General features: G+C 40.0%; 15 protein-coding genes. 7 read left to right on the top strand and 8 right to left on the bottom strand.

Annotated elements, in window-relative coordinates; all coding sequences use genetic code 11:
* The first annotated feature begins 7 nt into the window (after positions 1 to 7).
* Both BMX50_RS03290 and BMX50_RS03285 read left to right on the top strand, forming a co-directional pair.
* Positions 8 to 1,414, top strand: coding sequence for a RagB/SusD family nutrient uptake outer membrane protein (locus tag BMX50_RS03290; protein WP_091207586.1), 1,407 nt, complete (start codon positions 8 to 10; stop codon positions 1,412 to 1,414).
* A complete protein-coding gene (locus tag BMX50_RS03285; protein WP_091207584.1) occupies positions 1,415 to 2,965 on the top strand; it encodes a TlpA family protein disulfide reductase in 1,551 nt (516 codons plus the stop codon).
* Positions 2,966 to 3,007: 42 nt separating this feature from the next.
* Here the strand turns inward: BMX50_RS03285 and BMX50_RS03280 are convergent, their stop codons facing one another.
* From BMX50_RS03280 to BMX50_RS03260, 5 genes are all read right to left on the bottom strand, one after another.
* Positions 3,008 to 3,310, bottom strand: coding sequence for a hypothetical protein (locus tag BMX50_RS03280; RefSeq protein WP_091207578.1), 303 nt, complete (start codon positions 3,308 to 3,310; stop codon positions 3,008 to 3,010).
* 83 nt (positions 3,311 to 3,393) lie between these two features.
* Positions 3,394 to 3,846 carry a MauE/DoxX family redox-associated membrane protein gene (locus tag BMX50_RS03275; RefSeq protein ID WP_091207577.1) on the bottom strand — a complete coding sequence of 151 codons (453 nt, stop codon included), beginning with the start codon at positions 3,844 to 3,846 and terminating at the stop codon, positions 3,394 to 3,396.
* Complete coding sequence (locus BMX50_RS03270) at positions 3,821 to 5,203, bottom strand: serine/threonine protein kinase (RefSeq protein ID WP_091207574.1); 1,383 nt, start codon at positions 5,201 to 5,203, stop codon at positions 3,821 to 3,823. Before BMX50_RS03270 ends, BMX50_RS03275 begins: the two co-directional genes overlap by 26 nt.
* Positions 5,204 to 5,256: 53 nt before the next feature.
* Positions 5,257 to 5,463, bottom strand: a complete 207-nt coding sequence (locus BMX50_RS03265) for a DeoR family transcriptional regulator (protein ID WP_091207572.1) — start codon at positions 5,461 to 5,463, stop codon at positions 5,257 to 5,259.
* An 84-nt stretch (positions 5,464 to 5,547) separates the two neighbouring features.
* Entirely contained in the window at positions 5,548 to 5,934 is a 387-nt protein-coding gene (locus tag BMX50_RS03260; protein WP_091207570.1) for a helix-turn-helix domain-containing protein, read from the bottom strand.
* 122 nt (positions 5,935 to 6,056) lie between these two features.
* Between BMX50_RS03260 and BMX50_RS34415 the strand changes: the two genes are divergently transcribed.
* A complete protein-coding gene (locus BMX50_RS34415; protein WP_167667793.1) occupies positions 6,057 to 6,233 on the top strand; it encodes a hypothetical protein in 177 nt (58 codons plus the stop codon).
* 107 nt (positions 6,234 to 6,340) lie between these two features.
* Here BMX50_RS34415 and BMX50_RS03255 read toward each other — a convergent pair whose 3' ends face one another.
* A complete protein-coding gene (locus tag BMX50_RS03255; RefSeq protein WP_091207567.1) occupies positions 6,341 to 6,934 on the bottom strand; it encodes a rhomboid family intramembrane serine protease in 594 nt (197 codons plus the stop codon).
* A gap of 195 nt (positions 6,935 to 7,129) precedes the next feature.
* On the opposite strand from BMX50_RS03255, the gene BMX50_RS03250 reads away from it, so the two are divergent.
* From BMX50_RS03250 to BMX50_RS03235, 4 genes are all read left to right on the top strand, one after another.
* On the top strand, positions 7,130 to 7,705 hold the full coding sequence (locus BMX50_RS03250; protein WP_143065070.1) for a hypothetical protein: 576 nt from the start codon (positions 7,130 to 7,132) through the stop codon (positions 7,703 to 7,705).
* A 13-nt stretch (positions 7,706 to 7,718) separates the two neighbouring features.
* Positions 7,719 to 9,104, top strand: coding sequence for a cysteine peptidase family C39 domain-containing protein (locus BMX50_RS03245; protein ID WP_091207560.1), 1,386 nt, complete (start codon positions 7,719 to 7,721; stop codon positions 9,102 to 9,104).
* Positions 9,105 to 9,203: 99 nt separating this feature from the next.
* On the top strand, positions 9,204 to 10,034 hold the full coding sequence (locus tag BMX50_RS03240; RefSeq protein ID WP_167667792.1) for an RteC domain-containing protein: 831 nt from the start codon (positions 9,204 to 9,206) through the stop codon (positions 10,032 to 10,034).
* 176 nt (positions 10,035 to 10,210) lie between these two features.
* Positions 10,211 to 14,437 carry an NACHT domain-containing protein gene (locus BMX50_RS03235; protein ID WP_091207554.1) on the top strand — a complete coding sequence of 1,409 codons (4,227 nt, stop codon included), beginning with the start codon at positions 10,211 to 10,213 and terminating at the stop codon, positions 14,435 to 14,437.
* 9 nt (positions 14,438 to 14,446) lie between these two features.
* Here BMX50_RS03235 and BMX50_RS03230 read toward each other — a convergent pair whose 3' ends face one another.
* The gene (locus BMX50_RS03230) at positions 14,447 to 14,920 is read right to left on the bottom strand and encodes a hypothetical protein (RefSeq protein WP_091207551.1); all 474 of its coding nucleotides are present in this window, start codon (positions 14,918 to 14,920) and stop codon (positions 14,447 to 14,449) included.
* Between the two features lie 17 nt (positions 14,921 to 14,937).
* Entirely contained in the window at positions 14,938 to 15,225 is a 288-nt protein-coding gene (locus BMX50_RS03225; RefSeq protein WP_091207548.1) for a hypothetical protein, read from the bottom strand.
* Positions 15,226 to 15,245: the final 20 nt, after the last annotated feature.

Genomic DNA, 15,245 nt, shown 5'->3' with positions numbered 1-15,245 from the left:
TTTTAAAATGACAATCTTATATACCTCAAAATATAAGCGGATACTTTTCAGTATATGCGTACTATCCCTTATTATAAATGCTTGTAAAAAGCAAGATGACTGGTTAAATGTAAAAAGCATAAAGTCTGATGTAACCCCAAAAACGATGGCAGACTTCCAAGCTATACTTGATAATGCTACCCAATTTAATACTTATGGTTCTATAATTGGCCTGATGGGTACTGATAACTTATATGTGCCTGATGTGAACCTGGATGCGGAACCTCAGTTGGAAAGAAATACATATTTATGGGCCAAAGATATTTATCAGGGAGCCACAGCGTATGATTGGTATTACTTATATCAATCTGTCGAATATGCAAACGTAGTATTGGATGGGCTCTCCAAACTTAAAAACCTCGACGGCAACCAGGTACAGGCAGACAATATCAAAGGACAGGCGCTGTTTTTTAGGTCTTTTGCATTTTACCAGCTATCTCAACTTTACTGCAAACCATACAATAAAGCAACAGCCACAGTTGACGCGGGCATTCCTGTTAGATTAACATTAGACGTAAATGTCAAAGTATCTCGTGGCAATGTTCAGCAATGCTACGACCAAATGATCGGTGATCTAAAACTCGCTATATCATTGTTGGCTACCTCACCGCTATATAAAACACGGCCAGCCAAACCAGTTGCCAACGGATTATTGGCAAAAGTTTATTTATCGATGGGCGATTATCTGAACGCGTTCAATTACGCTGATGCTGCCCTGAAACTCAATGGTGATTTATTAGATTTCAACACGCTTAGCCAAACGTCAACTGCACCATTCCCAACGTTTGCTCAAGGTAATGGGGAAATAGGCTTTTATGCTTATTGCTATGGCACCTCGATGACGGTCAATGCAAGTTATGCTTTAGGTAAAATTGATCCTAACTTTTATAACACCTACGACGATTCAGACTTACGAAGAGGCTTGTTTTTTACAACTGATGGAAAAGGCTTTTACAGACCCAAAGCCGGTTTCGCTGCGAGAGCAAACAACTTCTGCGGTATCGCTAACGATGAAATTTATCTGATCAGGTCCGAATCGGCTGCACGAACTGCCAATACTGTTTCTGCACTCGCTGATTTGAACCTGTTACTTCAAAAAAGGATTACTACAGCTGCATTTAAACCATTTACAGATACTGATCCCGAGGCATTACTTTCCAAAATTCTTTCTGAACGACGAAAAGAATTACCTCTTACAGGTAATATCCGATGGGAAGACCTAAGACGGTTAAATCAAGATCCCCGTTTTGCAAAAACATTACAACGAACTTATAAAGGTGTCACCTATACTTTAGCACCGAACGATAACCGCTATGTATTACCCTTACCAGTAGATGAAATTCTGCTTCAAGGGCTTCAACAAAACCCACGCTAAATGAAAAGGATATCAAATAAATGCAGACTTACACTGTTAATCATTATAACCGTCCTTTTATTGCCATTGTCGGCATTCTCTATTGACATTTGTAATGCTAAGAAAAGACAACTGGTTGAAATATCTGTGAAGTATCCGGAGGCGGAAAACGGCAATCAATTACGCTTAAGTATTTCGACTAATACGCCTATATTCAACTTAGCCGGAACAACAGAGTTTAAGGATATTGTTGCTGATGCCGATTATAAAGGACATTATAGATTTTATATAGATCTGACTCAAAAACAAAAAGAAGCCGGGCTATACATCTCAATCGTTGACTTGAATAATGGTACCGGCAAAAAAATTAAAGGCAATCGTACCTTCGCAATATTGTCGAATTATTATGCGCAATCGAGGGACTCAATAACCATAAAAATTGCCAGGAAACCAAAATACGGAAGTGGCTCAGCTGTAGTAGATAATTACCAGATTCGGTTCAAGGGAAAAGGAGCATTAAAGTATGAGTTGCGGGCCGGTATTGATTCAATTAAACAAAGTAAAGATTTAGCAAACGATTATTTGAATGCTGACTTGACCTACAATATGCGGAATGGGTTTAATGCGATTAGAGATGAATTAAGCACTAAACTTTCTCATTTTTCCAAACAAATTGATGATCAAGCCTTGGAAGAATTAAGGTTGCACGCATTCTATTCCGTTAAATCAACGGAGTTGGCTATAATAAACAATGCAGTAAGTAGACAGTTTCGGCAAGCCTCAGTTGCATCAAGATTAAAATTTGCTGAACAATTGGATAGGTGCGATACAGTAAAATGGTCATCTTTTCGAAGGAAATCCTTATATAACAGTTACGATTTTTGGGTTGCAGAATTAGAAAAATATCGTACTGTATCCCTTTTATGCTCGGGCAAATCTACACCCGACAGTACAGCAAAATATTTTAGAAGCATATCCGATAAAATGATTAAAGAACGGATAGCGTTAATCTCTGCAAATTATTTTTCAGCTTCTATGATGGACAGAGAAGCTTATTTACGAAGTATTTCTCCGCTGATTACAACAGCAGAGGGGAAGGAACAGCTTGACAAATTATGGAAAATTTCAATCGGTCAAGTGGCGTACAACTTCTCCTTGAAAGATATGAATGGTAAAAATGTAACGCTCAATCAATTTAAAGGGAAAATCGTATTTATGGATTTTTGGTACACGGGATGCGCGAACTGTATAAATTACTTCAATAATGCTTTAGCCAATGTGGAGGAGGAATTTAAAGGTCGATCTGACGTGATTTTTGTCTCCGTGTCCATCGATAAGAATGAAATACAGTGGAAGAAAAGTGTAAGATCAAATAAGTACACTTCAGCCAATGTGGTTAATCTTTACACTAACGGTCAAGGTATGTCAAATGAGACTATCCGATATTACGATATACATAGTTTTCCTTCGATCTTTATCATCGATAAAAATCAAAAGATTTTTAAAACAGGTGATAGCTTAAGGGACAAATCTGCCTTAATTACGGCAATTAATATGGCTGCTAATCAATAATGAAAAACCGGGATCAATTTAAACAACCGATCCCGGTTTTTTTTACCTCACAAACGTACCTTCGATTTCAGTTACCTGAGTGGGGCTTTTAGGAATCATTTTGCTTGCGTTCGGCTGCAATTCTGTTTGTATCTCGCAAACAGTGCTGCCAGAATTACAATGTGAGTTAGCAGTTAGCGCCGTAACCTGATAAGAGTTGGCGGTTGTTGCAACTACACCCCAGGTAGTACCGGCCTGGTGTTTAGGCGCATTCATAGCGTAAGCACCACCAACACTCATAATGGTTACGATAGCAACCATCGCAATTCTTGCTTTTTGTAAAAAGCTTTTTTTGTTGTTTAACATAACTTAGAAATTTAGATAAATTGTAATGCCTACTCTTTTCGCAGGTTTTCAGCTTTGCCCTGATTCGTTGCGCAGTGAATATCTTATAAAGCCGCTTTACTATAGGAGGCTTGGTTGGTTTGCTCATGTTTATGATAAATCCAAATGCCGAGAATGGCGAGTAGTAAAAAGAAAAGATTGAAAACCAGGTGCGCAGTCCAACTCATTTGTTGGAACACACCTGCACAGCCGCAGGGGACTCTCTCAAAAACGTTAAAAACCGCCAGGCTAACGTATATAGTAAAACTTAACATAAGAATGGCGGAGGCATATAAACCGAATTTCCTGGATTTAATGCGTAGTAGCGATACTCCGGTTATGATTTCCACCAATGGAACCCCGACAACAAGAGAAGGGTCAACTATTTTTGGAAATGGTTGGTTTCTGATCGCCTTGGTAAAATGATGCATGTCTACTAACTTGCTGAATGCTGTATAAAGGAACATTAGCGCCAGAAAATAAATGATAATTTCATACAGCCATTGAGATCGTTTCATGGTTCAGGTTTTTAATGTTGGATATTCTGTTTAGAACAGTAGCATGTACGGTTTGAATTGAAGGCCTGTCAGTTCTGTTATAGCTCAGGCATTTTAGGATGAGCTCCGTGAGTTCTTTTTCGTCAGTTAATCGAACCAATTTTGATTTTAGCTGATGATGGTTGGTGGTGATAAAGTCCCAGGTTTTGCAACCGGTCAACACAAAACATAATAAGGCTCCGAGGGAGTAAATGTCCTCTTTAGGATCAGGAACAGCATGCTGAACTTGCTCAGGTGCCACATACCCGAATGTGCCGAGTAGAAAAGGCGGGTTAGGTTCGCCTTTTTCAAGCGAGTAACTTAGCTCAAAGTCGATCACACATAACTTTCCATCATCCAATAGTATAAAATTACTGTCAGTTACATCGCGGTGAACAAAACCCGCTTCGTGGATGCTTTTAATCAATTCAATTGCCTGAAGAAAATAACCGAGTATCTTGATTTGGGTAGGATAATTAAGTTCTGTCCACTGCTTGCCAGCTAAAAAAGACCTGATAACGTTGCCGAGAGAATCACCGTCAGCGTAATTGAATACCAGGTAATGGTAATCGTTTGAGGTAAAATAGTCAATTACGTCAGGCGTATAAACTTTGCCTTTTAAATTTGCATGAACTTCTTTTTGCCATTCCAGCCGATCTTTCATATCTCGGTCGAAATGATCGTCCAGGGCAACGGGATTACCCTGCTTGATAAGGCACCAGTCAAACTTTAGTCCTTTTAGGTTAATAGCTTTGTAAATATTGCCTTTGGCTGCACTTCTTAATAACTGTATCGGCAGATAGGCTTTGCCAATCAAGCCCAGGCGATTTTTCTTTTTTCGGTATTGTTTTTTGTATTCAAAGGGGAACTTTTTAAGATCGGGTGCTGACAACACAAGTTCCTTGTTGTCATTGCGTACAACTTTTTGAATATAAATTACTTCACCGACGCGTTGCGCTTGTATAACTTCAGGTCCTTTATGAAATGCGGTTACAGTTTTTAACTCTTCTACCAATCCTATGGCCTCATTGAGGTTGTTCGGAAAAATAGTGATCACTTTACCGACTTCTTCATCACCGTAGGCTCCGGCATTTAACCGATATTGGTCATGCTGACCTTTTATAATCCGATAAGCGGCTTTGCTTTTCTTAAGTAACTGTAGGATGGCTTGTATAAAGGTTGGGGCATCCACAGTTCTCGAACTGATATGGATGACATAACCAGAGTCAGCCAACGGTTTACCAACTAACAGGGTTTTCTCATCCTCCTTAAATTTAATACCTGCGCTTTTTAATATCGGCACATAAGAAACGAGATGTACGGTAAATGCCTTTTCCATAGTAGCGATTCGTTTATGAATTCAAAACTATTCCGGCTGCGGGACAGAGATTGTCACTCTGTATTTTTGATGAAATATTTTTTTATTTTCTTATCATATAATATATCATGGCCCTTATCACGGAGGTTCTGAAGCATACGCTTAACAGTACGTGTACTGACATCAAATCGCTTGGCGACTTTTTCAATTGATCCAAAACGGCCTTTTTCGATAAGTTCTAAAATATATTCCAGGCGTTTTTCATAGGTTCTGTAATCCATAACCAATCCCTTTTTACAGTCGGTTTAGAACCGTAAAGATGAATCGCAATGGCCTAATGCGCAATAATTCAGGTTTTTAATTTATTAGTCCAGGTTTTTTGAAATGTCCCTGTAAACAATACCCTTAGCTAATGCCGATTCATGTTTTCCTTTTAACCGCTTGTTATTAGGTTTAAGTAGTTTGAAGAGCGTGTTTACATAACGCCCCAAATTGATACCTGACCCATACTTTGAAGGAGGCATTAACACGAAAATGGAGATTTCCAGTATTTCGGCAATTTCATATAACCTGGGAACCGTCAATACTGAGGTGCCGCGTTCGATATTGGAATAGGCGGGTTGTGATATTTCCAGCATAAACGACATATAGGTCTGCGAGTAATTCTTGATTTCCCTTTGGATGCGGATTCTTTCTCCTACACTATCTTTATGATGGGGCGTATTATCCTTATTAAAGCCGGTTGGTTCCATAATATTGTTTTATCCTATAAGCAAAAGTAATAAATCATAAGTTAAGCTTTTAGCTTCCCGGCGCACATCTGTCCAATTTTAGCCCGGTTCCTAATAGGGGGAATCACTAAAATTTTCAACGTATGAAAGACTTGACAGATGAACATGCTGATGAATTAAAGGGCGGCGCTGCCTCTGGTATGAGTTGTGGATACAACATCGTTGTATCTGCTTCTTTAGGTGGCTTATTTGGTGGCGCTGGTGCTGTAGTTGGTGCAGTGGTAGCAGCTACCGGGCCTTCGTGTCTTGGTTTGTGGTAACCAGCACGTGGTAAGTATTTAATACCCTGCCTGATCGCCGGCCAGAATATACTTTTGGCCGGCTTTATTTTTAGGATAATTTAGCAGGCCTTTTAAGATCATATAATCTACCAGTGAACTAACTGGTCATGAAATAATAGCAGGGTGAAAATTGCACCCGTGATGGCCGAATAAAAATGTAGCTCATTGTTAACCATCGGATTCTTTGTCCTGAACTGGTAAATAATAAACCCGGCGACGAACAAAAATGCACCATAAATATTTTGAATACTTCCGAACATCGGTAAGTAAAAAGCGGCAACATGGGGCTGAAGGATCATATATCCAAACATACTCCCAATGGCGCTGCCTGATGCACCGGAACTGGAATAATCGAAATCCTTATGATATCGAATAGCTATAATTACGGCTCCTCCTAACATACTGATGAGGTAAATCGATAGAAAAAGAAAGCTCCCTCGGGCATAATGGCCGTGTAAATAGGTTTCCAAAGTACCACAGGCAAAGAAGATAACCGTTTCATTGATAATCAGATGTATAGGGTCATTATGTACGAAGTCGGCTGTAATTAGCCGGTAAACTTGCTTGTGGTGAAAAATACTAAAAGGGTGAAGCATGAGGTTGAACTTGACTATCGGGTTAATAAACCCAATAACGCTCGTTACCATGATGAGGGTCATGATGGCTATTGTTATCGGCATAGGTAGTAGATAAGGTACGACTAATATTATAATAATGATTTATTTAAACCATAAGTTTAATTTATAACTTATAATTCATACAAATAGGACATTTCCCGCTGTAATCAGAATTTTACCAAAAAATGTTATAACGTGCATTGCAAAGGTAAAACGATTTTAATAGCATTCATCGCACTTTTATCAACCTCATTCGCTTTGATTGCTTTGACTAACCGCCTGATCCTCACACCGGATTTTTATAAAAGAAGCGGCGATCTCCTGGGTTATGATGACAATGCCTTAACCACCTATGTTAATGCGCAAAAATGGCTTTACTTTTTTGAGATCATCTATCTCGGAATAAAACTAAGCCTGATCTCCCTGGTGCTTTACACGACTTTATATATTGCCAGACAGCCAATCCGCTTCTCAAGTATACTCTGCGTGGTGATTATTGCTGAATTTACTTTTGTATTGTCGGCATTGGGAAAACTGTTATGGTTCCATTATTTTATACCTGATGGTTCGTTGAGCGACTGGCACAACACTTATCTGTTATCCGCACTTTCATTATTTCCTGATGCTCCCGTCGCTTGGTACTATCCGCTGCAAACCTTAAATGTATTTGAAATCGCCTATTGGTTCATTCTGGCCATGGGAATGACAAAAATTACCAGACTCAATTTTGATAATTCATTACTAATCGTCCTGAAGGGATATGTCCCGGCGCTGGTCGTCTGGATGGCCTGCGTAGTGTTTACTACAATGGTATTTTTCCCATCGCAGGCCTAATAAGAAACAACTTATGACCCCAATCGCTTTAATTAAAAGAATCTTTGTAAGGCAAACCACAGATCAGAATTGTGGCTTAGCCTGCCTCAAAATGATTTTTACTTGCTACAATCAAGTCCCCCTAATTGATTGCGATTTACCAGGGCCGAATGAAGCGCTTTCACTGGCACAAATGAAAAAAATATGTGTGCAGGCATCCTTTCCGGCAAGGGCTGTAGAAATGGATATGGATACCCTCATATCTGTCAATAAACCGCTAATACTACATACCAGGAATGAGTATGGCCTTGATCATTTTATAGTTTGTTTCAGTTGCCGGAAAATTAAGGGTAAGCTTTATTTTCTGATTGCTGATCCCGCCCAACAGGTGACCTACTTAACATTAGACGAAATCAACAGGATATGGATATCAAAAGCGGCTCTTTATTTTGAAAATGAACCGAATTTTAAATCTGATAATTATCCTTCGCCCTGGAAGCTATTGCAGGGTATTCGTGCTTTTCCACTAATTCTGATCCCTGTTTTTGGATTGCTTTCAATGATCGCTGCTGCTTTTGGTGTAGGTTTAACCTGGCTATTACAACGGGGACAGATCTACAATAATTTGATGCAGGGCACTCGCATGGTTAGTCTAATTGTATTATTGGTGATCATTTATTTCGCCCGCGCCCTGGCAAATTATCTGAAGCAATTTTTGCTTATTCGCATCAATATAGGCATGAATGCTAAAATGATGCAGGCTATCATCTCTCGCCTTTTTATTAAGCCGCAACAATATAAAGGTCAAAGCTATAATATCTCCAACACCCTTGCCGATATTCAAAGAGTTCAGGCTGCTATTTCTGCCTTTATTGCTGGTTTGTGCTGTGATGGTACCTTTATATTCGCCATGCTCGGGGCAATTTTTTATATGATGCCATACGCCGGGATGATTGATTTGGTATGCCTCATCATCTCGCTTATTTATATTTATAGGTTTTCGTCTAAATATTCTTTTGAAATGGCGAAGCTGAATGATTTCTCCAGGAAAGCAGAAAGTTCATTAAAGGATGTTTCCGGCCTGAGAACGCAAATTTCAAATCAGCAAATGAGCGATGAGATCGCTGGCCAACAACTGGATAATTTCCGGCGTACCATGGGTTATGCAGAAATCCACGGCATGAAAACGGCGCGATTAACACTTTGGCTGGAGATATTGCAAACCCTCAATATGGCCATCATTTTCTTTACCTGTTATCAAACTTTCAATAATGGAGGCACATCCTACGATACCCTAATGATCGTTGTGATCCTCAGTTACATTATGTCCTCATTATTGCCGAAGATATTGAATGCTTTGACAGTTTTAGCCGAAGGTGCTGATGCTGCCATTCAAATCAATACCGTCTACGGCAATTAACTATTTTTTATTCGATTCATTACCTCCGTGAAACACCGGAGGTGGCAACGCCATGCCCTTCACAAGCTTTTTATGTCATCTTACTTTGAACATCATCATATGAATTTAACGTTTGAAACCATCGAAGCCCAGCTGAGAGAGGAACTCCTCAGCTTGCAAAATTATCCGCCAGTGGAGCGTTACAATGCCTCCGTCATCCTGGTAAATAAGGCCATTGCAGACCTGAAAGAACACTTGAAAAAAAATGAGTTTACCAGTCCGCAAGAGGAGATCATCTTCTTCAAGGAGATAAGGCCTAAAATACTGGCTCATAAGCTGCAGGTTTCTGTCGAGTATAACATCAGTGTCAACGAACCAATAGGAACAAGTGATGTGCTGATTAATTACTTCGAGGAAGCGATAAAAGGTTTTCAGTCTCTCTTTAAGCTAAACTCCTTTTATTATCAATACTACAGAAATCATTTCAGCGAACTCGACCACCTTTACTTTATCCGGAACGCAGACCATTCGCAAATACCACTCCCCGAAATAACAGATCCTGAACACACCGATACCACACCAATGAGTGATCTGTTCGCCAAGTTTATCGCTTTTGAACAGGTAAACCAGGTAATTATTTACCGCATTGCCGCACTAATGAACAACTCACCAGTTATTCGCGCGGAAAGTGAATTTGAATTGCGGTGGACTGGCGATGTAATAAATGCAGTTGAACTGGCCTACGGTATTTGGCTGACTGGCCAGGTAAATGACGGCAACGCCAGCCTAAACCAGATAGTCCGATGGATTGAAGCAAACCTCAAAATTTCAATAGGCATTGCGCAACGGAAATTCACGGAAATATCCAGGAGGAAAAGATTGAGCATTACTAAGTTCATTGATCAAATGCGCGCTGCCATACTGGGCAAAGCCGATGAACATAATAGCTGAATTGCTAAAGGGTTGCCGGTAGCAAGGCAACCCTTTTTTTATAATCCATTGCACTCATTAAATTCTGTATGGATTGACTCCACTATAATTTATTTAGCGAATTCTTCAACTTATTATTTAGAGATACTTTATTAATTATTCAGTTTAATGATATTTGCATAAACGCCCTTATCATTATGCCTAAAGCAATACTCGAAATTCAAATATTTATATCTTGCCCAGGTGATGTAGAAGCAGAAAAAAACCGGTTAATTGAGTTTTTTGCAAGCACCGAAATTTCATTGACTAAAAAGGGCATTCCCGCCCATCTTAAGCCACTGTACTGGAAAAGTATTACACATCAATATGATGGTGTTCGCGGACAGACGATCATCAATAATGAATTTGATGGTTATGACCATTATATCGGTATACTGGCGACGCGTTTTGGAACGCCGACAACTGCTGAAGATGGTACCGTATATGGTTCAGGAACAGAGGAAGAATTTAGGGTAGCTGTAAAAGCAAAAAAAGAAAATCCCGACCTGGGCTTGTATGTGTTTTTTAAAAATGTAGAAGAGCCCACTGACCCCAAGCAGAAGGAAGAGTATGATAAAGTGGTTAAATTTAAACATGAATTATATAAAGATGGCTGGGTAAACCACTTTACGACTCCGACAAATTTAAGTGATAAGCTTAACGAAGATCTGATACCGATAATTGAAGAGACTATTCGCAGGCATAAAGTCGTAATTGTAAGTACCTTCAAAGCTGAAGCCGAAGCTAAGTTTGTGGTTACTCCAGAAGGCGTGGCAACAGCATTGGTAACGCTTACTGATGAAATCACCGTCGTTAAAATTGACCACCCTATTCCAAGGACGGTGACATTGGAGGAAGGTGACGAAATCAGCCGAATGTTCTTCAGTGATGATTATAAAAAAGAGCTGACGCAATTATTAACTGACCGAAACCATCTTGTTTTATTAGGTGACGCCGGTTCAGGTAAGTCAACTGAACTTGCAAAACTCGTCGATTTTTACAAGGCCCCAGGATCACTTTATATTCCAGTATTTAGCAAACTGAAGACTTATAAGGGAGGGCCAATAGCTGATTTGCTTCCTGAAGAATTTCAGCATGTTCCGGAGAATACTGCGCTTATAATATTGGATGGCCTCGACGAGGTGGAAACAGAATATTTTAATGATGCGCTGGAAGAGATAAAGAATTTCAGTGAAGCCTATCCATTATGCAAAATTGTCATATCCTGCCGGACAAATTTTTTCGAACTTTCCATCGGAGCAAATAAGGGCTACTTAGAAGACTTTACCATAACCCGTATAAATGAAATCACGCCGTTTGCTATCGTTCAGACAATGAATGAATATGGCATTGATGGTGAAGCATTTTATAATGAGGTAATAGATTGTGAGTATAAGGAGATTGTAACCAAACCTTTTTTCCTGAATATTCTTTCGTCAGTATACCAAAAGCAAGGCAACCTGCGCGGTGGCCGGGCTAAAGTATTTGCGGAAGCGATCAAACTTCGATTGGAGGCCGCTGCTGTAAAGGAGAATTTATCAGAGGCAGATTTAATACGTTGTGAACAATTGTTAACGCGCCTTGCATTAACAATGGAATATATGGGCAGGAATTACTTGACCAATGACGAGTTTGAACGGGTTGTTGCCGCTGAAGCTGATCGTATAATCATTACCAAGTGCTCAATTGTGGCCATTTTTAGAGGCAATTGGTCATTTGAGCATAATAATATTCAGGAGTATTATGCCGCCCGTGCCTTGAGCACGCTGCCTGTTAATTCTGTAAAATCGTTTGTCGCTTTTGCACCTGATTTTAAACTGATCAAACCAAGCTGGTTGAATACGATGTCATTTTTGATTAGTATTTCATCAGATGATCAACGTCAGCCGTTATTGGATTGGCTCATAGCAAATGAACCTGATACACTAATTAGGTTTGAACCTGATCGTATTGACGACGAAACCCGCAACCGAATTTTTTCGGCAATTTTTAAGGAATTTCAGGAAAATGGCTTAATCATCAGGTCTAATAAATTTACTGAAGCAGAATTAGGTCACTTCGCGGATACCCCTGAATCAATGGCCATTGTGAAAGAAGCAATCGGCCGAATTGGTAATAGCATATCTAATAAAATCACGGCACTTCGACTTCTGGAGTACTTTACCCTTAATAGTGAAGAAGAAAAACAGGATGTAAGGAAACTTATTTTGAATTTTATCGATCAGCATCAGGATAAGCCTGATGTAGTATATTCTGCTGTCCATATACTTGCACGATGTGAGCTGGCAGATTCAGAAACAGTTGACAATTTTGTCGCAAAACACAGAACACGTGAGGAAGATTATTACCGTGCAGCACTTTACACCATAATCACCAAAACAGGAAACGTTGACCGATATATTGACGTTTTTTTGGAAGGCATCATGATGATGGGTAAACGCGATCATCAGGCACACAAAAGCAGTTTATGGGATGAGACTGCACAATTGAAAAGAGCATTTGAGGCAATTAGAGAGCCGAGAGCAATTGACACGGCTTTAAGTTTTTTTGAAGAGCCTTATGACCAGCGTTATCGCTTCTATGGCGAAAAAAAGGACGTAATGGAAAGTTTAATAAAACAGGCTATTACGCTTTACCCGGAAGCAAATCAGTTTTACGATAGGATATTGAACATATTTATTAATTATGGCAAAACAAGCGACCGCGATATACTTCAACTTTGCAGAGAATTTTTTGAAAAAACTGGTACCTTGACAAAAGCCTACGATACTGTCTTTCATTTACAAGGTTTACACCAAATTCAAAAAAACCAATTATTGTCTTTAGCCCTTAACGCAGAAACGATTGATTTCATTATCAACGAAATTGAGTCTGGCCGGGTTAAACCTGAAGATATCGTTAGGTTTGCGGAGGAGGCCTACCACCATACCAGAAATACCAATTATGCTCCCGGAGCAAAAGAACTTAAAGAGCAACTGGAACAACGATTAAATATAACTTTTGATGATGCCCAGCTATTGGCGCGTCAGGATAAACGCCGGCAGTATGAACAGGATAGTTTCGATTTGTTGTTTGACGAACCGGCTTTTAAGGCGGAAGCCGACCGCTTTTGGAAAGCTTTAGGTAAGGATGCTGCATCCTGGTCAGATATTTGGGAATTTGCCAACAGCAAAGAATATCATCTTGACGAATATTTTCCGCGATCAGTCACAACCATTATTGGTGAACTTAGCCGGGATACAGGATATATAACAAAGGCTGACGCTGACGCCTTCATGAATAGTGGAATTTCATTTGAAATAGAACGAATCGACAGCATCTATAACCTCCTTAAAAATTCGGGATTAAAAGCAACAGACGAACAAATTGCGTATTTGGAGGATTGGGCCAACCGTACCGCAGCCAGACTTGATATTAAAAGGAGCATCGATGAACATGGCCGGTTTAATGGCTTGTCCTTGATGATCTGGTATTTTGTTAAAAATCAGCACATAAAATTACCGGATGACAAACTGCTTGATTTTACTTTGTTTTACGATTTTATTCAAGGTGATATTGAGAGTTGGTATACGCCCATGGTAGAACAGGTAGGTGAAGAGGCCTTTAATGCCCGTATCATTGAAAACCTGAAGTCAGGACTCAAAGTAGAGCATGTATGGTCGCTAAACGCTGAGTATGCTATTAAAAAAGGTTTGAAAGAATCTTTCGATGCAATAAAATCTGATTTGGTACGGATCAATGAAGTTACTTCTGTCAAGGAAAATATTGCTAAATTATACCTTGAGTCCACCAACGATCACGGGGGCCTTTTTGAAGTGTTGCAACAACTTTCTCCCCAGGACTTCCGATGGGAATTGGTAGATCTGCTATTTAACGGATTGAAGGAGAAAATACACGCTTACCTGTTAGAGATTTTACATTCGGACACCAGTAAGGAATATAAAATCGCCGCCGCCAAACGACTGACCGCTTTGGCTGATGAGGAAGGTTTTAACTATTATGCGGATCACGGTTTTAATAATCCGGATGTCGCTTATCGCGACGACCTATGGCTTAGCTATCTAACAGGTCTGAAAACATTGAACTTCCTGCCACGGTTAACCGCTTTGTTAGAACAAAGCCTGCGGCCCGAAAACATGAATGATGTGTTTAGAAGATATGACGGTAAAGTGCTGGAAGCTTTATTTAATATGGGCCTTCAATCGGAAAAAAACTTAAACGCGGTTACGGCCGCCGTCGGAAATGTAATTGCTAAACGTGCTCCGGAATTAAATTACCTGCTTAACTGGTTGAAACAACTGGACTTTCAGTATAAATTAAATCGTTCTCAGGATGTTAGCCTGGAGGCTGCAATTGTTGCGGTTAATGTTCTCGGTTACCTGTAGAACTATTTATTATTTAGGGATTTTGTCGTAATAATCATTAAGACACTGATCCCGGTAAATGTAAAACTTATGCATATGAGGCTGAAGGATAGCAAAATCTTTCAGCTTCGTTTCTGCTCTATCCCAGGCATCACTTTCCCTTTGATGTGTTAAGAGTGGATTTAGCCTGATTTCATTCGTGAGCGTTGGTTGTGATAAGTGGCCCCATTCATGAAATGAAGACCAAATGATCTCCATATAATCTTTACGATATTTTACACCAATGACCAAGTTTGCAGACCGCCCACCCAAGAGTGGAAAAGGTTCAAAGTGAGAAGATATAAGATGATCATCATATCTTACATGACCTCCACCTTTGTAGAAGGCAAAGAAGGGAAACCTTAAGACTTCCGCAAACGCTTTCAATAAAGCGTACCTTTTAAAAGTTTCTATAAAAAAATGATCGACCTTTTCGATGGCCTGCTCATCGGTCAAAATCTCCATTCCTAAAAATACAAAATCTACATATAAAAGCAATTTTCAGGCGCTGGGCATCCCCTGCGGGCCGGGTGTTCCGCTATATCTCCTCCGGAGGATGCCGCTGCCCCCCCTGATGCGGCTATCGCTGTAGCAAGTTCGCATTCCGCAATGCTCCATTGCTCACCCGCTTCGCTCGCACGGGAAATAGCCATTACAGCGACCGCTTTGCTCTGCACAATACTCGTCATTCCGCTGCCGCTATATTCCTCCCTTTGTGCAGCCGCCGTAAAGGCAATTCCCTTTTCCCTGACCGTGATATGATTTTGCAACGCTTGTTGTGTATTGCAGC

The sequence above is a fragment of the Mucilaginibacter gossypiicola genome (genome assembly GCF_900110105.1).
Taxonomy (GTDB): domain Bacteria; phylum Bacteroidota; class Bacteroidia; order Sphingobacteriales; family Sphingobacteriaceae; genus Mucilaginibacter; species Mucilaginibacter gossypiicola.
The sequence above is the reverse complement of the archived record's forward strand: the minus strand, read 5'-3'. Positions and strand labels throughout refer to the sequence as shown.